Genomic DNA, 18,501 nt, shown 5'->3' with positions numbered 1-18,501 from the left:
CAGCGGACTCAGACGATAGGGACAGCGGCCACCGTGCCGCGCCCCGACACGCGGGCCCCGCCCCGATCGCCGGTCGTTGCGGCCATCGGGGCGGGGTCGGCGCCACCGCGTCAGAGGCCGCCGTTGACCACCGCGCTGGAGACCGCGCCGAAGCGGACGTTCCACTTGTCGAGGATCTTGTCGTACTCGCCGCCGCGGATCACCTGGTCCAGCGCCTTGGCGACGGCGTCCCGCAGGGCGGTGTCGTCCTTGGCGACGGTGATGCCGTAGGGGCCGGACTGCAGGAAATGCGTGTTGGCCAGCTGGAACACCCCGGCCCGGCCCGGCTGGGTGGTGTTGTACTGGGCCACCGGGTAGTCGTTCAGATCGGCGACCGCGGCGCCGGAGGCCACCTCGGCGAGCGCCTGCTCGTCGGTGTCGAAGCGGTGGATCTGCAGGGGCTTGCCGATCCGCAGGCAGGCCGCGGTCTGCCGGCCGGCCAGTTCGTCCTGGACGGTGCCGCGCTGGACGGCGACGGTCCGGCCGCAGAGGCTGTCCAGCGTGGTGAGGTTCAGCTGGTTGCCGGCCTTGACCACCATCGAGGTTCCGGTGGCGAAGTAGTCGACGAAGTCCACGCCGGGGTCGGCCTGGTGCCCGTCGTCGGCGGCGCCGAGCTGGCGCTGCTTGGTGTCGATGACGGCCGACATCGCCAGGTCGAGCTGCTTGGCCTGGACGGCCGGGATGAGCTTGTCGAACGGCATGTCGGTGAATTCGACCCGGAGGCCGAGGTGGGAGCCGATCGCCCTGGCGAGCTCCGGGTCCAGCCCGGCGGGCTCGCCGGCCGGGTCCTTGAAGTCGACCGGCGGGTAGGTCAGGTACGAGCCGATCTTGAGCACTCCGGCGTCCCTGACGGCCTTGGGGAGGCGGGCGCGGAGGTCCTGCTGGCTGCCGGGCTGGGCGACGGGGGCGCTGCCGCAGCCGGAGAGCAGCAGCCCGCCCGCGCCGAGCGCGGCGGCGCGCAGCGGTACCCGGGAGCGGGTGCGGGAGCGGGTGGTCGGGGAGGTGGGGTTCGGTCCGGACGGGGGTACGGCGAAACGGGTGCGGTGCATCGCGGTGCGTCTTCTTCGCAGGTGAGGGGAGCAGGCAGGGAGACGCCGCGCCGGAATGGCTGCCGGGGTACGGAGCGCGGACCTCGTCGCCGTGTGCCCAGTCGGGCCACCCTGGGGTGAGGGGGTGGCCGGTCGGCGGAGGTCCGCCGTCGGGGGCGGTCCGGGCCATCCTCGCACGCCGCCCCGGCGGGCCCGGGCGGCGGGTGGGCGGACGGCGGCCCGGCGGACGTGCAGACGGCGGCCCGGCGACGCCCTTCGTCGCCGGACCGCCGGTTCCGCCCGCTTCGGCCCGCTCCCGCCCGGTCCCCGCCCGCTCAGGGATTGATCGCGAGCACCACGTACGCCGCCAGCACCGAGAGGTGGACGGCACCCTGCAGCGGCGTCGCGCGGCGCGGGATGACGGTGAGCGTGCCGACCGCGACGGTCAGCACGAGCAGCACCAGGTGCGTCGGCCCGAGGCCCAGCTCCAGCGGCCCCGGGAGCCAGGCGGAGGCGATCGCGACGGCCGGGATGGTCAGGCCGATGCTCGCCAGCGCCGAGCCGAGCGCCAGGTTGAGGCTGGTCTGCACCCGGTTGCGCAGGGCCGAGCGCAGCGCCGCGATGGTCTCCGGCAGCAGCACCAGCAGGGCGATCACCACACCCACCACGGAGGACGGCAGCCCGGCCGAGTAGACGGCGGACTCGATGGTCGGCGAGACGCCCTTGGCCAGGCCCACCACCGAGATCAGCGCCACCGCCAGCAGGGCCAGGCTGACCCGGGTCGCGCGCATGGTCGGCGGATCGGCGTGGTCCTCCTCGTCGAGCACCTTTCCCTCGGGGGTGACCGGCAGGAAGTAGTCCCGGTGGCGGAAGGTCAGGGTGGCCACGAACAGCCCGTACAGCACCAGCGAGGCGGCCGCCGCGAAGGCCAGCTGGGCGGGCGCGAACTGCGGTCCCGGCGAGCTGGTGGTGAAGGTCGGCAGCACCAGGCTGAGCGTGGCGAGGGTGCCGATGGTGGCCAGCGCCGCGCCGGTGCCCTCGGCGTTGAACACCGCCACCCGGTACTTGATCGCGGCCACCAGGATGGAGAGGCCGAGGATGCCGTTGCAGGTGATCATCACGGCGGCGAACACGGTGTCCCGGGCGAGCGTCGCGGCCTTGTCCCCGCCGTCCGCCATCAGGGTCACGATCAGCGCCACCTCGATGACGGTGACCGCGACCGCCAGCACCAGCGAGCCGAACGGCTCCCCCACCCGGTGCGCCACCACCTCGGCGTGGTGCACCGCGGCGAGCACCGCGCCGGCCAGGAAGCAGGCCATCACGCCCACCACCCAGCCGGGCAGGTCGCGGTGCCAGGTGAGGACAAGGACGACGAACGACACCACCGGGACGACGACGGTCCACCGCGTGGTGGCCGCGCGGAGCTTCGTGATCATGCGGCCGAGCATCGCATTGCCGGGGCCCGGTAGCCGGGCAACCCCGCCGGTGGGGCGGCACGGATGTGGTCGGGGTCATACCGTGTCGGAACCGTTCCGGGCCGCTCAGCCCCCGTACTCCGCGAGGTAGCCGAGCACCCTCGCGACGTGCGGCTTCACCCGGTCGGGGACGCCGCCCGCGTCGGCGACGGTCTTGTCGCTGGTCCGGTAGCCGGCGGTGATCAGGGCCGGGAGGTCCCGGGTGTAGCCGCGGCGCTTGAGCTGCTGGTCGAGCCAGCAGACGTAGTTGCCCATCGAGACGATCGCGTCGGCCGGGTCCATGTAGTCCTTGGTGCCGTCGTGGTCGCCGTCCTGCGCCCAGGCGTTGAAGACGGTGGGCGTCCACATCGCGACGCCGTACTCGCCGGTCTCCGGGCGGGCGGCCTCCGGGTCGAAGCCGCTCTCGGCCTTGAGCATGGCCGCCAGCAGGGCGGGGGTGATCTCGGGCTCGGGGCAGCGCCGGGCGGCGTCCTGGATCGGGCCGCGCAGCGCCTCGGGGATGTCGGACCCCGCCGGGATCCCCCCGGCCGGGGCCAGGGCGGCGGTCGCCGAGGGTGGCGCCTGCGCCGCTCCCCCGGAGGGCGGGCCACCGGACGCCGGCGCGGTCGGTGCGCCCGGCGCCAATCCGGCCGGCGCCCGGTCGGACGCCCGGCCGGACTGCTCCGGGCCGCCCGCGAGCAGCAGCACGGCGGCGACCAGCGCGGCCGGACCGGCCCCGGCGAGCAGCCGGCGAGCGCGCTCCGGGCGCGGCGCCCGTACCGGGCCGCGCGCCCCCGGCGCACCGGCGGGCCCGGGCGCCGCCGCCGCGAGCAGCGCGACCCGCAGGGCGGCGAGGTCCACCCGGCCCCGCTCCGCCCGGTCCGCGGTCAGGCAGGCGGCGACGGCCGGGCGCCAGCGCGCGGGCAGCGCGTCGTCCAGCCGCAGCGGCGCCACGCCGCGCGCGTAGGCCTGCGCGGTGAGCGCGCGGGCCCGGGCGGTCGCCCCGAGGAACGGGTGCAGCCCGCCGGTAAGCAGCTGGTGGGCGAGCACGCCGAAGGCCCAGACGTCGGCGCTCGGCCGCACCGCGACACCGCGCGCGCCGGTGCGCTGGGACCACCACTCGGGCGGCACGTGGTCGGGCGAGCCGAGCGGCGGGGCGTAGGCGTGGGTGCCCTCCAGTTCGGCGGTGAGGCCGAAGTCGGCGAGCCGGGCGGTGCCGTCCGGCATCAGCAGGATGTTGCCGGGCTTGAGGTCGCCGTGCACCCAGCCCGCGGTGTGCATGTGGGTGAGCCCGGCGCAGACCCCGGCCAGGATCCGCTCGGCGTCGGGGACGGGCGTGTGCGGCCGTGCGGCGGCGAGGACGTCCTGGAGGCTGCGCTCGGCGCGTTCCATCACCAGCGCCAGTGCGCCGTCGAGCCCCGGGTGCGCGGGGTCGGCGACGGTGAGGACGGCGAGCGTGCGGATCAGGTTCGGGTGGTCCGCGCGTCGGCTGAACCGCATCTCGCTGCGCGCGAGCTGCGCCATGGTGCGGCGCTGGCCGGGGCTGAGCCGGGCCGGGCAGAGGAACTTGACCGCGAGGTCGGCCGGTCCGCCGCCCGGCCGGTGGGCGGCGTAGACGCTGCCCCAGGCACCGGCGCCGAGCGGCTCGGCGATGCGGTACCCGGCCACCGTGTAGCCGGCCGGGACGTCGAGGTGCGGCGGGCCGGGCCGGGCGGGCGCGGGCACGGCGGATCAGCCGCCCCGCCGGGGCGGGAGCAGGGCCAGGTGCTCCTCCCGGACGAGGTCGAACCGCAGGGCCAGCGCGACGAGCTCCTCCCGCTTGCCACCGGCCCGGGCGGCGTCGTCCGGCGCCTCGTCCGGCGTCTCGCGCAGCCGCAGCTTGGTGGCCACCAGGTAGTCGATGTGGTAGTTGACGGCGGATCGGGTGAGCCCCCGGCAGGAGGGCAGCGAACGCAGCCGGGCCAGCACGTCGGTGACCCCGGGGACGACGGCGGCGGACGGCGAGCGCAGTCGCGGCTCACAGAGGGCGAGCAGGACGAGGAAGTACTTGGACGTCGGGTCGAGGGCGAACGGACTGACCGTCATCTCGCCCTCGGACGGTGCCGGTTCGCCCTCCAGGTAGGCGTGCTGGGGTGCGAACACCTTGAAGGCGACCGGCTCGCCGAGGCCCGGCAGGAGCACCCGGGAGAACTCGAAGGGCACCGGTGCGCCGAGCCGGCCGGGAGCCACCTTGACGTGCTCGCCCGCCCCTTCGAGGTTCTCCACCACGTACGTCGCGGAGGTGCTGAAGTTGGAGAGCCGCCAGTAGTCCTCGGCGGCCGTGACCTCGCCGGCGCGGCGCGAGACGCCCTGGTCGGTGAGGGGGATGGCGGGCAGGCGGCCGGGCTCGCCGCGCCCGAACTCCGCGACCTCGCCCGGGCCCAGGTGCAGCAGCGCGGGCCTGCCGGGCGGTGCGGAGCGCCCACCGGGCGGGCCGGGCCGTGCGCCGATCGGTGCGGGCCGCCCGCCGGGCGGGGCTTTCGGGCGGGGTTCGGGCAGTTGCACGATGACCGTGTCCACGCAGGCCACCTCCGTAGGTCGCGTCGATCGTAGCCGTCCGAACGGCTTCGCGCCGGTCCGCCACCCGTACGAGTGAACGCCGGGGCGGCGCGGGGCGGCCGGGCCCGTTGGGGCGTCAACCGGACTGTCGCGAAGTCGACTTGGCGAGCCCGCGGACCGGCTCACGACGGGGTCGGCCGGGCCGGTCACCGACGCGCCGCGCGGGGCGCCCTCCGGGCCGGTTCGCCCCGCCGGCGGGGGTCGCTCACGACCGGAGGCCGATCCGCCGGTTGCGGTGCGTAGTTGAACGGTCACCTTGAGTGTGACGCAGCACACATATGGCATGCCCATGAAATGTGCAAGACTCATCCCACGGAGTGAGATTCCCTTGATTTCCAAGGAGGTTCATATCATGCGCGCTCGGATCGCAGCCCTGATGGTCGCGGTGGCAGGGATCACGGCGTCGATGGCCACCCCGGCCTCGGCGGCGTCGACGACGAACGGGACCGGTGAGGTGGCGTGTATCGCCGCCGCCAACCGGCCCTGCGTATGGCTGGAGAAGGACGGCGGAGGAGTCGTCGGGGTGGCGCACGTCTCGCCGGCCTCCTCGACACAGCTGACGGTGGTTCAGGTCGAGGTCAGGACGCAGCGGGCCTGGGGCAGCCCCTGGGTCACCGTCGCGTCCGCGACCACCGTCACCAAGGGGTACGCCAAGGCCGTGACGCCGCGCGTGGTCACCGGGGATCTCAAGATGATCTGCGCGGTCGGCGGCCCGGCCCTGGAGGCCGAGCACCAGGTGACCACCTGCACCGCCCCCTTCTGATCCACCGGAGAACCCCGCGATGCCCCGCCACACGTCGCCGGGACGCCGGTCGCCGGGGAGTGCGGGGAGTACGGGGAGTACGGGGGATCCGTGAGCCGGGGCCGTCGGGCCCCTCTCCGGGGCCGGCCGCCGGGTCCGCAACCGGCGGCCGGCCCACCCCGCGCGGCGCGCCCGCACCCCGGTGGACCGGCTCCACCCGCTCCCCCGGCACCACCGGTAGCCACCCAGGAGACTCCCGGCCCGCACTCGGGCCAGGCGCGCGCCGACAATGCGCCAACCTGCCCCCCGAAACCCGCCCGCTGTGCACAACCCTCCTCGGAGCATGGGATTTTGCACTATCTTGGCAATTCGGGGAGCGGGGCGGGCCGCCCACCCGGCAGAGGTGCGCCCGTGCGGGCGGACCCTGCCCGTGTGCCATGCCCGACTCCCGCCGCCGCAGCGCCGATGGCAGTCGCTCACGGCAGTGCTCACGGGGAGAAGGGGGAGCGTGTCGATGCCCGAGGGGACCACGCGTGCGACCGGGGCCGGTGACGGTCCGAGCAGCAGAGGCGCCGGCCCGACGACCGGGGCCGCGCCGCCGCCGGTCGGGGCGGCCGGCCCGACCGGCGGGGCCGGAGCCGCCGCTCCCCCGCCCGGCCGGCTCGCCGGGCGCCGGAGCAGCGTCGACGCCGCGCTGCGCAACTCCCCGCTGCAGCCGCTGTTCCGGCTCGCCGCCACCCGCCGTCTCGCCGTCCTCGCCTACCACGGCGTGGACGACCCCAGGACCTTCGCGCTCCAGATGGCCCGCCTGGTCCGGATCGCCCGCCCGATCTCGCTGCCCCGGGTCGAGCAGGCCGTCCGCTCCGGCCGTCCGCTGCCGCCCCGCAGCGTGCTGGTCACCTTCGACGACGGCGACCGGACGGTGCTCACCGAGGCCCTGCCCGTGCTGACCCGGCTCCGGATCCCGGCCGCCGCCTTCGTGGTCACCGAACTCATCGACGGCGACCGGCCGTTCTGGTGGTCCGAGGCCGCGTTCCTGGCCTCCCGCGGCGGCACCGCGCGCAGCCTGGCCGGCTGCCCGCCCGGCGCGGTGGTGCGCCGGTTGAAGACCCTGCCCGACCGCGACCGCCGCACCGCCCTCGCCGAACTGCGCGAGAGCGCCCGGGCCCGCGCGCCCCGGCAGGAGCAGCTCACCCGGCACGACCTGCTGACGCTCCACCGCTCCGGGGTGTCGATCGGCAACCACACCGTCGGCCACCCCTGCCTCGACCAGTGCGAGGACGACACCCTCCGGGACGAGATCACCACCGCCCACCACGCGCTCACCGGCTGGCTCGACGGCGAGGAACCCACCGCCTTCGCGTACCCCAACGGCAACCTCGACCAGCGCGCCGAGCCCGTGCTGCGCCGGCTCGGCTACCGGGTCGGCTTCCTGTTCGACCACCGGCACGACCGGCTGCTGCCCGGACGCCCGCTGCGGATCAGCCGGCTCCGGGTGAACTCCACCACGAGCCGGGACAGGTTCGACACCATTCTCTCGGGGCTGCACCCGGCCGTGCACCGGTTGCGCGGCGGCGCCTGAACACCACCTGGGGGGCGGGGCGTTGGAGATCACGGCGAACAGTGCGGCCGGTGCGGCGTCCGGACCGGTCCGGTACCGGACGGCCGCGCTGCCGGCGCGGGTGCTGGACGGCTGGCGGGAGCTGGCGGCCGCCGATCCGGGTGGCTCCTGGTTCACCACGCCGGAGTGGGCGCTCTCCTGGTGGGAGACGCTGGGCGCGCGGCAGGGCGGCGGCGAGGTCACCGTCTGGCGCGAGCCGGACGGCCGGGTGAGCGCCGTCGTACCGCTGCTGCGCACCCGGCGGCGGCTGCACCCGCGGGCGCCGCTGACCGTCCCCTGTCTGACGGTGCTGGGCTCCGGCCCCGGCGCCGCCGACCACTGCGGCGTCACCGCCGCACCCGAGCGACGGGCCGAGGTGGCCGCCTGGCTCGCCCGGCGCGCCCGGCGGGCGACCCTGCTGCTCACCGATCTCGACCCCGGCCAGAGCGGGTTTCTGCCCGCCGGTGCGGTCGAGGTCGGCCGCACCCCGTGCCCGCGGGTCGACCTCACCCCGGGTGCGGACGCGCTCGGCTCCCGCCAGTTCCGTGCCGACCTGCGCCGCTACGGCCGCAAGCTCGCCGCCGGGGGGATCACCTTCCGCTGGGTGGCGCCGGCCGTGGGGAGCGGCGAACTCGCCGAGCGTATCGCCCTGTTGCACACCGTGCTCCGCCTGCACCGGCTGCGCCGGTCCGCTCTCGGCCTGCCGACCACCTTCGACGAGGCCCGCGCACCGCTGCACGTGCGCCTGATCGAGCGCTCGGCCGCCACCGGTCGCGGCGAGGGCCCGGCCTTCCTGGTCGCCGAGCGCGCCGGGGAGGTGGTCGGCGCCCTCTACGGGTTCCGCTGGCGGGACACCTTCGCCTACTACCAGATCGGTTGGGACCAGGCCTGGGCGCCGCTGCGGCTCGGCACGGCGGTGATCGCCGAGGCCGTCCGGGCGGCCGCCGGACAGGGCCTGACCACCTTCGACTTCCTGCGCGGCACCGAGCCCTACAAGTACCGCTTCGGAGCTGAGGACCGCGAGGACGTGTCCTGGCTGGTGCCGCACGGTCTCTCCGGCGCGCTGTTCGGTCTCAAGTACCGGGCCAAGGAGGCCCGGCAGGGCTGACCTCGGCAACGTGCCGCCCTACCGCCGACCCTTCAGCCAGTCGGCGAGGGCCTCCAGGGCCGGGGCCGGGTCACGGCGGCCGATGCCGACCCGGAACCGGTCGGTCGGCGTCGGGGTGAGCTCGGAACGGTAGATGCTCGCCGGCAGCAGCAGGACACCGGCCTGCTCGACCAGCGCGGTGCAGAACGCCTCGACGCCGTCCGGTCCGAGGTAGCGCGGGTACGCGACGCAGCCGCCGTCCGGGGCCCGCCAGTCGAACAGTTCGGCGTGCTCGGCGAAGAAGGCGTCGAAGAGCGGCAGGTTCGCGTCGATGATCGCGCGGTTGCGGGCCAGGATGTGCTCCCGGTTCCGGATCGCGATCCGGGCCAGGATCTCACCGGGGGCCGAGTTGCAGATGGTGGTGTAGTGCTTGGCGCGCTCCAGCCGGGAGCGCAACTCCCGGTCGCGGCAGGCGATCCAGCCGATCCGCAGGCCGGGCAGGCCGAGCGACTTGGAGGTGACGTTCAGCGACAGGGCGCGCTCGGAGAGGTCGGCGGCCTGCGGCAGGGTGCGGCCCGGGTCGCGCTCCAGGCCGCGGTAGACCTCGTCGCTGAAGAGCCGGATGCCGCGCTCGTCGCAGAGCCGGACCAGGCGGGTGAAGTCGTCGGCCCCGATGACCTTGCCGGTCGGGTTGTTGGGGAAGTTCACCGAGACGACCCGGGTGTTCGGGCGCAGCGCGGCCACCAGCTCGTCGAGGTCCAGTGCCCAGTCGCGTGCCGGGTCCAGCGCGACGCCGGTGACCTCGCAGAGGGAGAGCGGGATCGTCTCGGCGGACTGGTAGTTGGGGGTCAGCACGACGGCGTGGTCGTCGGGGCCAAGCAGCACCTGCATGGCGAGGTTGAGCGCCTCCTGGGCGCCGCCGAAGCAGATCACGTCGTCGGCGCCGACCTGCTCGTACATCCCGGCGACCGCCCGGCGCAGGGCCGGGTCACCGAAGGTCTCGGTGTAGCCGAGGGCCAGGGTGTCCCAGGCCTGCCGCTCCTCCTGGTCCGCCAGGGCGAGGAGTTCGGACATCGTCATGGTCTGCGCGTCGGAGGCGGTGAGGTGGTGGCGGGCGGTGAACTCCCAGCGGGAGAAGTAGGTTTCGAGCCGGAAGTCGGGGAGCGTGGTCATCACTGGTTCCTCTGCGGTGCGGTGGGCTCCGGTGCCCGTAGTCCGGTCCCGGACCGGGCTACGGCTCGGCCGGGTGTTCGGGTTCGGCCCCGGGTGCGGGCCCGGCCGGGCCTTCGGGTTCGGCCATGGGCTCGGGCTCGGCCCGGAGTTCGGCGAGAAGGGCGTAGACGGTGGAGCGCGAGACCTTGAGCGCGGTCGCCACGGCCGGCACCGCCCGGCGCACCGCGAGCACCCCGGCCCGGTCGAGTTCACGCAGGACGGCGAGCCGGTCCTCGCGGCCCAGCCGGTCCGGCGGGCGGCCGTGGGCGCGGACGTAGCCGCCGATGACGTCGTTCATCCGCTCCGTCCAGTCGCGCTCGAAGAGCGGCTCGGGCCGCGGCGCGGTGGGTGCGGCGAAGCCGGCCAGCAGGGCGGCGGCCTGCTCCAGCGGCCCGCGGTCGAGGTTGACGCAGAGCACCGCCGAGGCCCGGCCGTCGTCGTCGCGCAGGACGGCGCTGACCGAGGAGAGGCGCCGACCGTCGGGCAGCAGCTTCTCGTACGGCCCGAGGACATCGGCCCCGTAGACGTCGGGCAGGGCAGGGGCCAGGTCGTCCAGCTCGCCGAGCAGCGAGGGGTCGCCGGGGGCGCGGCCGCTCATCGGGTGCCAGATGGCGAGCACCTCGTCCCGAACGGCGTCGTGCAGCACCACCTCGGCGTACGGCCCGAGCAGCAGGGCCACCGCCTGGCAGACGGGCGCCCAGGTCCGGACGCGTGGGTCGGGGGTCTCCGCGGTCATATCTGGACTGTACGTCCAGCCCGGACGTTCCGTCCAGAGCGACTTCGCAGGGCTGCCACCGCACGGGCGCGCCGGGCGCGGCGCGCCGAAACTCCGGGGGAATGGCCGCAGAATGGGCGCGCGCTCGAAAGGGCCCGGGGGTTCACCGTGCCCGGAACAATTCCGTCCGGACGGCGGCACCGATTCGGGAGGAAGCCGCGGGCGGGGAAATGACGAAGGCGAGGAGGTGAATCCACTCCTCGCCGCTACCAAGATATAGCGCACCCCCGGCCTTGCGGCAAGACCCCGGGGCCGCCGCACAATGGTCGACCTGGGCCGGGACCTGCGGCCCTGACGGATCGGCGCCTGTCCGCCGTTCCCGGCGCGGGGGCCGCACGACGGCCGGAACTCCCGGCGCAGCTCGCGGACACCGAAATCCGGCACGGGCCGGGGTGTACGCACCACCGGACGGGCGGCGGCCGACCGTCCGGAAATCCACTCTCGTTGAACGGGCGTTCTGATGATTGACGTGATCGTGGTCGGCGGCGGACCGACCGGCCTGATGCTGGCGACCGAATTGCGGCTGGCCGGAGTGGGGGTGGTGGTGCTGGAGCGGGCGACGGAGCCGGACGCCCGGTCGCGCGGGCGCGGCCTGCACACGCGCAGCGTCGAGATGATGGACCAGCGCGGTCTCCTGGACCGGTTCCTCGCCGCCGGCGAGAAGTTCCGGATCGGCGGCTTCTTCGGCGGCGTCCACAAGGCGTGGCCGGAGACGCTGGACACCGCCCACCCGTACGGACTCGCCGTCTCCCAGACGGCGACGGAACTGCTGCTCGCCGAGCGCGCCCACGAACTCGGGGCCGAGATCCGGCGCGGCCACGAGGTGGTCGGGCTGAGCCAGGACGAGGACGGGGTCGGCGTCGAGCTGGCGGACGGAACGCGGCTGCGCTCGCGCTACCTCGTGGGCTGCGACGGCGGCCGCAGTACGGTGCGCAAGCTGCTCGGCGTCGCCTTCCCCGGCGAGCCGACCACCGTCGATACGCTGCTGGGCGACATGGGGGCGGCCGAGGACCGGGCGACCATCGCGGCCGTCGTCGAGCAGGTCCGCGCGACCCAGCCGCGGTTCGGCGTGGCCCCCGACGTCGACGGGCAGCAGGGCGTGTTCCGCATCATCGTGCCCGCCGCCGGGGTGGCCGAGGACCGGTCGGTCCCGCCGACCCTGGACGAGTTCAAGCAGCAGCTGCGGGCCTTCGCGGGCACCGACTTCGGTGTGCACTCGCCGCGTTGGCTCTCCCGGGTCGGCGACGCCACCCGGCAGGCCGAGCGCTACCGGGTCGGCCGGGCGCTGCTGGCCGGCGACGCCGCGCACATCCATCCGCCGACCGGCGGCCAGGGCCTGAACACCGGTATCCAGGACGCGTTCAACCTCGGCTGGAAGCTGGCCGCCACGGTCAACGGCTGGGCACCGGAGGGGCTGCTGGACAGCTACCACGCCGAGCGCCACCCGGTGGGCGCCGCCGTGCTGGACAACACCCGGGCGCAGATCACGCTGCTGGGGACCTCCCCGGGCGCGACCGCGCTGCGGAGCCTGCTGTCCAGGCTGATGGACATCGAGGAGGTGAACCGCCAGTTGACCGGGATGATCACGGCGGTCGAGGTCCGCTACGACCTCGGCGGGGGCCACGACCTGGTCGGCCGGCGGCTGCGGGACGTCCGGCTGGCGGAGGGCCGGCTCTACGGGCTGATGCACGAGGGCCGGGGCCTGCTGCTCGACCGGACCGGGCGGCTCTCGGTGGCGGGCTGGGCGGACCGGGTCGACCGGGTCGCCGACGCCGGCGCGCAGCTGGACGTGCCCGCGGCGCTGGTGCGGCCGGACGGCCACGTGGCGTGGGTCGGCGAGGACCAGGGCGAGTTGCTCGACCGGCTCGCCGAGTGGTTCGGCGCACCCGTCGGCTGAGCGCCGAAGCGGTGCACGGCGGCGCCGCCGACGCCCTCCCGAAGGGGAGCGCCGGCGGCGCCGGACTCACTTGCAGCTGATCAGCAGCGCGAGCGTGGCCGAGCAGGTGCGGGACGCGCGGTCGTTCGCCGCCACCGGGTCGGTGGGCGCGCTCGCGGTGCGAGCGGCCGTGACGGTGAAGGTCCGGCCGAGGTTGAGCAGGCCGACGTGGACCGTCACGTGCCGGGTGACGCTCGCCCCCTTCGCGAGCGGACCGGCGACCGCGCAGGTCAGCTTGCCCGCCGCGATCGTGCAGTCGGTCGAGGAGGCGGTGAAGCCGGCCGGCAGGTCGGCCGAGATCGTCGCCGAGGTCACCGTCTCCGGGCCCTGGTTGGCCACCGTGAGGGTGTAGTCGACCCGCCCGGAGAACAGGCCGCCCACCGGGGTGGCGGCGAGCGAGACCGCGAGGTCGGCGGTGGGCGCGGTGTAGGTGAAGCGCCCGGCCGGGACGACGGCACTGGTACCGCCGGCCGTGGTGACCCGGACGTCGACGACGCCGGCCGCGGCGGCGGCGGGAGCGGTGGCGGTGCAGCCGGTCTCCGTGCACGAGACGGCGGTGGCGTTCCCGGCCGCGCCGAAGCTCACGGCGGTGGCGCCGTTCAGGTCGGTCCCGGTGATGGTGACCTTCGTCCCGCCCGCCTGCGGTCCGCTCGCCGGGCTGACCCCGGTGACGACCGGCACCGGCAGCGGGAAGCCGAGCACCGTCACGGCGTTCGCGGCGAAGTCGGCCAGGTAGCCGCGCCGCCCGTCCGGGGTGACGGCGAGCGCGTACGGGCTGGTGCCGACCGGCACCGTCGAGGTGACCTTGCGGTCCGCGGTGGCGATCACGCTCAGCGTGCCGTCACCGTAGTTGGAGGCGTACGCCGACTTGCCGTCGGGCGAGAGCGCGACCGAGAACGGGTTGGCCCCGACCGTCACCGTGCCCACGACGGTGCGGCCCGCCGTGTCCAGCACGCTGACGGTGTCGTCGCCGCCGTTGCCCGTCCAGAGGCGGGAGCCGTCGGCGCTCAGCGCCAGGCCGAAGACTCCGTGGCCGACGGGGACGTCCGCGCTCACCGTGTTGCTCGCGGTGTCGATGACGTCCACCGCCTGCGCGCCCGAGGCGGCGACGTAGACGTGCGCCCCGTCGGGCGAGACGGCCACGCCGTGCGGCTCGGCGCCGACCGGGACGGTCGCGGTCACGGTGTTGCTCGCGGTGTCGATGACGCTCACGGTCGCCGCGCCGGCGCTGCTGACGTACGCGCGGGCGCCGTCCGGGGAGACGGCCACCCCGAAGGGCTCGGCGCCGACCGCGACGGTGGCCGCCACCGTGTTGCTCGCGGTGTCGACGACGCTGACCGCGTCGTCGAGCTGGTGGGTCAGGTAGGCGTGCCGCCCGTCGGGGGACCAGGCCGCGGCGTACGAGCCGCTGCCGGCCGTGAAGGTGCCGGAGACCGCGCCGGTGGCGGCGTCGAGCACGGTGACGGTGCCGCTGCTCTGGCTGGTCACGTACGCCCGGCTGCCGTCCGGCGCGAGTGCGACGCCCGCCGGGTAGGGCGCCACGGCGACGGTGGTCGTCACGACGGGCGCGGGCGCCGCGGCCCAGGCGGTGGCGGGCTGCACCAACAGCGCGGCCGTGGCCGCGCCGGTGGCGACCACGGCCGTCCAGGTGCGGCTCGGGGAACGGCTTATTCTCACGGGGGTCTGCTCCAGACTCGTCAGTACATCGGGGGAAGCGACCGGGTGCGGCGGCGGCTCCGCCACCGCACCGAGGCCGGACGAAGCGTAGAAGGCTGATTGACGGACCGTCATGAGTTGGCCGGGATTGTCGCCAAGTGTTTGGAATTGGTTGCCCTCCGTCGCCGGCCCGGGAGGCCACCGCGGCGGCGGTGGCCGGGGCTCGCTCCGGCACCGGCGGCCGGGGTCGCGGCGGTGGCCGGGCTCTCCGGTACCGGTGGCGGACCGGTGCCGGTCGGGCACAGCCTGGAGGGAGGCGTTCAGGACGTCCCCTGGAGCGGTCATGGACGAGATCGACGTACTGGTGGTGGGCGCGGGCCCGGTCGGGCTGACGGCCGCGGCCGAGCTGCGCCGCCACGGGGTCGACTGCCGGATCGTCGACCGGCTGGCCGTCCCCCAGCACTACGCCAAGGCCGTCGGCGTCCAGCCGCGCACCATGGAGGTGTGGGACGCCATGGGCCTGGTCGGCGCGGCGCTGAACGAGGCCGTCCCGATGCACGGCCAGCTGCCCTTCGTGGACGGGCGCCCCGGCCCGCGGATCGAGCTCACGATGCCGCCCGACATCCCCTACGGCTTCGCCGCGCTCCCCCAGTACACGACGGAACGGCTGCTCACCGAGCACCTCGCCGGGTACGGCACGCGGGTCGAGCGCGGCACCGAGCTGCTCGCCCTCGATCAGGAGGCCGAGGCGGGCACCGGCGGCGCCGACGGGCCCGACGGCCGGGTCCTCGCCGTGCTCGCGACGCCGTCCGGGCCGCGGGAGGTCCGGGCGCGCTACGTGATCGGCTGCGACGGCGCGCACAGCCTGGTCCGGAAGGCGGCGGGCCTGCGGTTCGAGGGCGACGCCTTCCCCGAGCAGTACATGCTGGGCGACGTCGAGGTCGACTGGGACCTCCCCGCCGGGTACGGCGTCCGCGCCACCCACCACGACGCCGAAGGCCGGGTCGACGACCTGCTGGTCTGCATCCCGCTCCCCGGCCGCAAGCGCTACCGGGTGTCGATGCTGGTCCCGGACGAACTGGCCGGCGCCGGGGCCCAGGACGGCGTCGCGCACGGGCTGGAGAGCGGAGCGGCCCCCGAACTGCGGCACATCCAGGCCGTGCTCGACCGCCTCTCGCCGCAGCCGACGCACGCCTCGGCGCTGCGCTGGTCCTCCACCTTCCGGATCAGCCACCGGCTGGTGGACCGCTACCGGGCCGGGCGGCTCTTCCTGGCCGGCGACGCCGCCCACATCCACCCGCCCACCGGCGCGCAGGGCATGAACACCGGCATCCAGGACGCCTACAACCTCGCGTGGAAGCTGGCGCTCGCCGTCCGGGGCGTCGGCGCCGACGGCCTGCTCGACAGCTACCACGCCGAACGGCACCCGGTGGGCGTCGAGGTGGTCGGCCGGACGGTGCGCCACTCCCGGACCGGCGTCCAGGCCGACCCCGGCTCGCCCGACATCCTCGACGCGGTGCTGCGGCGGGAGGCCCAGCTGCTGGTCGGCTACCCGGACAGCCCACTGGTCGAGCCGGAGGGCGACGGCGGACCGGCCGGGCACGGGCATCGGCCCGGGCACGGGCATCGGCCCGGGCACGGGCCCGGCTCCGGCGAACGGGCCCCGGACAGCCGGGGATTGGCGCGCGACCTCGCGCACTACCCCGTCCGGCTGTTCGACCTGCTGCGCGGCCCGCGCCACACCCTGCTGTTCCACCTCGACGCGGCGACGCCCGAGGAGCCGGTCACCACCTGTGCGGTCGCCGCCCTCTCCACGGCGCACGGGCTGCTGGACGTCTACGCGGTGCTCGCACCGGACGCGCCCGCGCCCCTGTGGCGGCTGCCGACCGCCCGGGACACCGGCGGCGAGTTCCGCAGCGCCTACGGGGCCCGCCCCGGCGAGGCCTTCCTGATCCGCCCCGACGGCTACCTCGCCGGACGCTTCCACCCGCCCACCCCGGACCGGCTGGCGACCTGCCTGCGCCGGACGTTCGGCACGGGGTGAGGGGGCGTCGGGGCGCCGGTCAGCCGCTGAGGCGCTGCCACAGGACGTCCGGCGCGATGGTCGCCCGGTAGTCGAAGAAGAGGCTCAACTCGCCGTTCTCACCGAGTTCACCGAGTTCACCGTCCTTGCCCGCGAGCGAGTCGAGCGACCGGTGCCGCAGCGCGTCGTCCAGGAACCGCGGCTGCTCCCAGGGAGCGGAGAGCATCGCGATCGGCGCGGGCGCCGGCTTCCGCCGGCCGTCGAACACCACCCAGCAGGCCATCTGCGGGAAGTACCCCGAGAGGGCGACCTGGCGCACGAACTCGCCGAGCGTGGTGGCCCCGTCGGACTCCAGGTGGGCTTCGTGGGGCGCGTCCACGTCGTCCCCCATGGCAACACTGGCACGCGTGAGAGTGATTCGCATGGGGCCAGAGTAGCGACTATTCGTCACTCTGACGACAACCGAAACTCCCCACCTTGAACGCCTGCGACGAACGCCCACCAGGCATCGGCCGCGAAGACGAGCACGGGCCCGCCGGGATCCTTGGAGTCACGGACGGGCACGACCCCGCCGTAGCCGTCCGCCACCTCCACGCAGCCACCACCGCCATTGCTGTAGCTACTCTTCCGCCGCTGGGCACCACTCAGATCGACGAGCATCGCAGTCGAAGCCCTTCCTCAAGCACGGGATCACCACCCATCACCTTGAGGCCACCCAAGCGAAGCGCCCTCCGATCGGATGCGATCGGAGGGCTCGGGCGACAGTCGATCAGACGGCGCCGAACTCGCCCGCCTGCACGGCGGCGACGAACGACCGCCAGGCATCAGCTGCGAAGACGAGCGCAGGACCGTCGGAGTCCTTGGAGTCACGAACAGGCATGGCACCAGGGAATCCGGGCGCCACCTCGATGCAGTTGCCACCCTGCTGGCTGTAGCTGGACTTCACCCACGCGGCGCGAGTCAAGTTGATGTCGGACATGTGTTCCTTCCCGAGCAGCGCGAATCCATTCGAGAGTCGCCGTCTCGGCCAGCGCTCCCACCTGCAGTCGATCGTACTGTCTCTTCCACGCTGTCAGCGCGCCAGAATTGCGCTCAAGATGACTGCGCCCCTCCGACTCCGAATACCCTAGAAACGAGTGATCAGAGAGCGTAAGGAGCACCATCGGCAGGGCGAACGGCCTGTGCTCAGCCATGGCAAACGGGGCAACCTGAAGAATGACGTGACTCACGTCGAACTGCTGCTCCAAGAAACCGAGTTGCTCATCCATCACGCCCCACCCCCCGATCGGCCGCCGCAAGCAGCTCTCGTCGAGGACGGCATGCACGAGGGGAGGGCTGCTCCGCCGCAGCAACTGCTGACGAGTGAGCAGGAAGGTGACTCGCTCGTCCGCTTGCCTTTGAGTGATCGCTCCACGACGAACATCGGCCATGGCCAGGGCAGTTGCATAGGCCTCGGTCTGGAACAGTCCAGGAACGACACCTGATTCGAAGATCCGTATCTCGGCAGCCTTAGCTTCGTGGCTCGCATACTCGGGGAAGCCCTCCAGGAGCGCCGAGTGCTTGTTCTGCAGCCACATCAGCAGCAGCGTTCCTCCGGTCTCCAGCGCCTCGTCGGCCCTACGAGCGAACTTCTCACTCGGAGGCTCGCGCGTTGCAAGTTCAGCGTAGGAGACATAGGACGGGTCGAATCCGACCTTCTTCGCCAGCTGGGCCTGCGTAAGCCCCTTCACCTCTCGCGACCTGCGCAGTTGCACACCGAAGGGCGCCCACGGCCCTGATGTCGGGTCAAGTTGCCTGCGGTTAACCATGTCCCACCAACTTGTGGATCATCAGCATCAAATTCAGATCTCGGGCTGATCCTGCACCAACGAGGGTCATCATAAACACGAGCCGTAAGGGACTCGACGCACAGAGCTACCAAGGAGCCCGCATGCCCAGCCGCCCCCGCACGCCCGCGTACCAGCCCCGGATCGGCGAAGTCGTCCGCGACCGGGCCCACCGCTCCCCCAACGGGCAGCCCGCCGAAGGGGTCTACATGGACACCCTCGGCGGCGCCGCCTACCTCCGGCCCGAAGCCGGCGGCTGCGAGTGGACCACCCGGCCCGAGGACCTCCAGCGGCTCGACCGACCCCGCTTCCTCCCCGTCCAGCACCCGAGCCCGCCCCGCGCGAACAGCGCGGCGTGAGCCCGGCGTCCAGGCTCCTCGCGGTCACCCTCACGATCCCCGCGCTCAGCGCCGGAGCGGCCGCCCTCGCCTGCCGGCCGATCCGCGACGGGCCGCTCACACCCCGACTCCTCGTCTTCGGCCTCATCCTCACCACCGGCGTCGTCGCCGGACTCCCCACCGCCTA

Annotated in this window: 17 protein-coding genes; 6 read left to right on the top strand and 11 right to left on the bottom strand. The window is 74.3% G+C overall.

Going from position 1 to position 18,501, the window contains the following annotated elements; all coding sequences use genetic code 11:
* Window positions 1-110 precede the first annotated feature (110 nt).
* From ABT263_RS14830 to ABT263_RS14815, 4 genes are all read right to left on the bottom strand, one after another.
* Window positions 111-1,088 (bottom strand): ABC transporter substrate-binding protein, encoded by a 978-nt coding sequence (locus ABT263_RS14830; RefSeq protein WP_352290877.1) that lies wholly within the window; start codon window positions 1,086-1,088, stop codon window positions 111-113.
* Between the two features lie 314 nt (window positions 1,089-1,402).
* Window positions 1,403-2,503, bottom strand: a complete 1,101-nt coding sequence (locus ABT263_RS14825) for a calcium:cation antiporter (RefSeq protein WP_352290876.1) — start codon at window positions 2,501-2,503, stop codon at window positions 1,403-1,405.
* Window positions 2,504-2,608: 105 nt separating this feature from the next.
* On the bottom strand, window positions 2,609-4,246 hold the full coding sequence (locus tag ABT263_RS14820; RefSeq protein WP_352290875.1) for a serine/threonine-protein kinase: 1,638 nt from the start codon (window positions 4,244-4,246) through the stop codon (window positions 2,609-2,611).
* 6 nt (window positions 4,247-4,252) lie between these two features.
* A complete protein-coding gene (locus ABT263_RS14815) occupies window positions 4,253-5,080 on the bottom strand; it encodes a serine/threonine protein kinase (protein ID WP_502885805.1) in 828 nt (275 codons plus the stop codon).
* 391 nt (window positions 5,081-5,471) lie between these two features.
* Here ABT263_RS14815 and ABT263_RS14810 point away from each other — a divergent pair, with 391 nt between their 5' ends.
* The 3 genes from ABT263_RS14810 to ABT263_RS14800 all read left to right on the top strand — a co-directional run bounded on the left by ABT263_RS14810 (window position 5,472) and on the right by ABT263_RS14800 (window position 8,569).
* A complete protein-coding gene (locus tag ABT263_RS14810; RefSeq protein ID WP_352290874.1) occupies window positions 5,472-5,882 on the top strand; it encodes a hypothetical protein in 411 nt (136 codons plus the stop codon).
* A 493-nt stretch (window positions 5,883-6,375) separates the two neighbouring features.
* Window positions 6,376-7,443, top strand: a complete 1,068-nt coding sequence (locus ABT263_RS14805; protein WP_352290873.1) for a polysaccharide deacetylase family protein — start codon at window positions 6,376-6,378, stop codon at window positions 7,441-7,443.
* Window positions 7,444-7,465: 22 nt separating this feature from the next.
* Window positions 7,466-8,569 carry a GNAT family N-acetyltransferase gene (locus ABT263_RS14800; protein WP_352290872.1) on the top strand — a complete coding sequence of 368 codons (1,104 nt, stop codon included), beginning with the start codon at window positions 7,466-7,468 and terminating at the stop codon, window positions 8,567-8,569.
* Between the two features lie 18 nt (window positions 8,570-8,587).
* Here ABT263_RS14800 and ABT263_RS14795 read toward each other — a convergent pair whose 3' ends face one another.
* Together ABT263_RS14795 and ABT263_RS14790 are read right to left on the bottom strand one after the other, a co-directional pair.
* Window positions 8,588-9,721, bottom strand: coding sequence for an aminotransferase class I/II-fold pyridoxal phosphate-dependent enzyme (locus ABT263_RS14795; RefSeq protein WP_352290871.1), 1,134 nt, complete (start codon window positions 9,719-9,721; stop codon window positions 8,588-8,590).
* Between the two features lie 58 nt (window positions 9,722-9,779).
* Window positions 9,780-10,496 carry a helix-turn-helix transcriptional regulator gene (locus tag ABT263_RS14790; protein WP_352290870.1) on the bottom strand — a complete coding sequence of 239 codons (717 nt, stop codon included), beginning with the start codon at window positions 10,494-10,496 and terminating at the stop codon, window positions 9,780-9,782.
* A 499-nt stretch (window positions 10,497-10,995) separates the two neighbouring features.
* Here ABT263_RS14790 and rox point away from each other — a divergent pair, with 499 nt between their 5' ends.
* A complete protein-coding gene (gene rox, locus ABT263_RS14785; RefSeq protein WP_352290869.1) occupies window positions 10,996-12,432 on the top strand; it encodes a rifampin monooxygenase in 1,437 nt (478 codons plus the stop codon).
* Window positions 12,433-12,498: 66 nt separating this feature from the next.
* On the opposite strand, the gene ABT263_RS14780 is transcribed toward rox, so the two are convergent.
* Entirely contained in the window at window positions 12,499-14,148 is a 1,650-nt protein-coding gene (locus ABT263_RS14780; RefSeq protein ID WP_352290868.1) for a YVTN family beta-propeller repeat protein, read from the bottom strand.
* Between the two features lie 322 nt (window positions 14,149-14,470).
* On the opposite strand from ABT263_RS14780, the gene ABT263_RS14775 reads away from it, so the two are divergent.
* Entirely contained in the window at window positions 14,471-16,171 is a 1,701-nt protein-coding gene (locus ABT263_RS14775; protein WP_352290867.1) for an FAD-dependent monooxygenase, read from the top strand.
* A gap of 19 nt (window positions 16,172-16,190) precedes the next feature.
* Here ABT263_RS14775 and ABT263_RS14770 read toward each other — a convergent pair whose 3' ends face one another.
* The 4 genes from ABT263_RS14770 to ABT263_RS14755 form a co-directional block, all read right to left on the bottom strand.
* Complete coding sequence (locus ABT263_RS14770) at window positions 16,191-16,574, bottom strand: hypothetical protein (RefSeq protein ID WP_352290866.1); 384 nt, start codon at window positions 16,572-16,574, stop codon at window positions 16,191-16,193.
* Between the two features lie 23 nt (window positions 16,575-16,597).
* Complete coding sequence (locus ABT263_RS14765) at window positions 16,598-16,810, bottom strand: DUF397 domain-containing protein (RefSeq protein ID WP_352290865.1); 213 nt, start codon at window positions 16,808-16,810, stop codon at window positions 16,598-16,600.
* A 109-nt stretch (window positions 16,811-16,919) separates the two neighbouring features.
* A complete protein-coding gene (locus tag ABT263_RS14760) occupies window positions 16,920-17,054 on the bottom strand; it encodes a DUF397 domain-containing protein (RefSeq protein ID WP_352290864.1) in 135 nt (44 codons plus the stop codon).
* Window positions 17,017-17,958, bottom strand: coding sequence for a helix-turn-helix domain-containing protein (locus ABT263_RS14755; RefSeq protein WP_352290863.1), 942 nt, complete (start codon window positions 17,956-17,958; stop codon window positions 17,017-17,019). Before ABT263_RS14755 ends, ABT263_RS14760 begins: the two co-directional genes overlap by 38 nt.
* 122 nt (window positions 17,959-18,080) lie before the next feature.
* Between ABT263_RS14755 and ABT263_RS14750 the strand changes: the two genes are divergently transcribed.
* On the top strand, window positions 18,081-18,335 hold the full coding sequence (locus tag ABT263_RS14750) for a hypothetical protein (RefSeq protein ID WP_352290862.1): 255 nt from the start codon (window positions 18,081-18,083) through the stop codon (window positions 18,333-18,335).
* The last annotated feature ends 166 nt before the right edge of the window (window positions 18,336-18,501 follow it).

The sequence above is a fragment of the Kitasatospora sp. NPDC001603 genome, assembly GCF_040298365.1.
Taxonomy (GTDB): Bacteria; Actinomycetota; Actinomycetes; order Streptomycetales; family Streptomycetaceae; genus Kitasatospora.
This window is presented reverse-complemented; position numbering and strand designations above follow the sequence as displayed.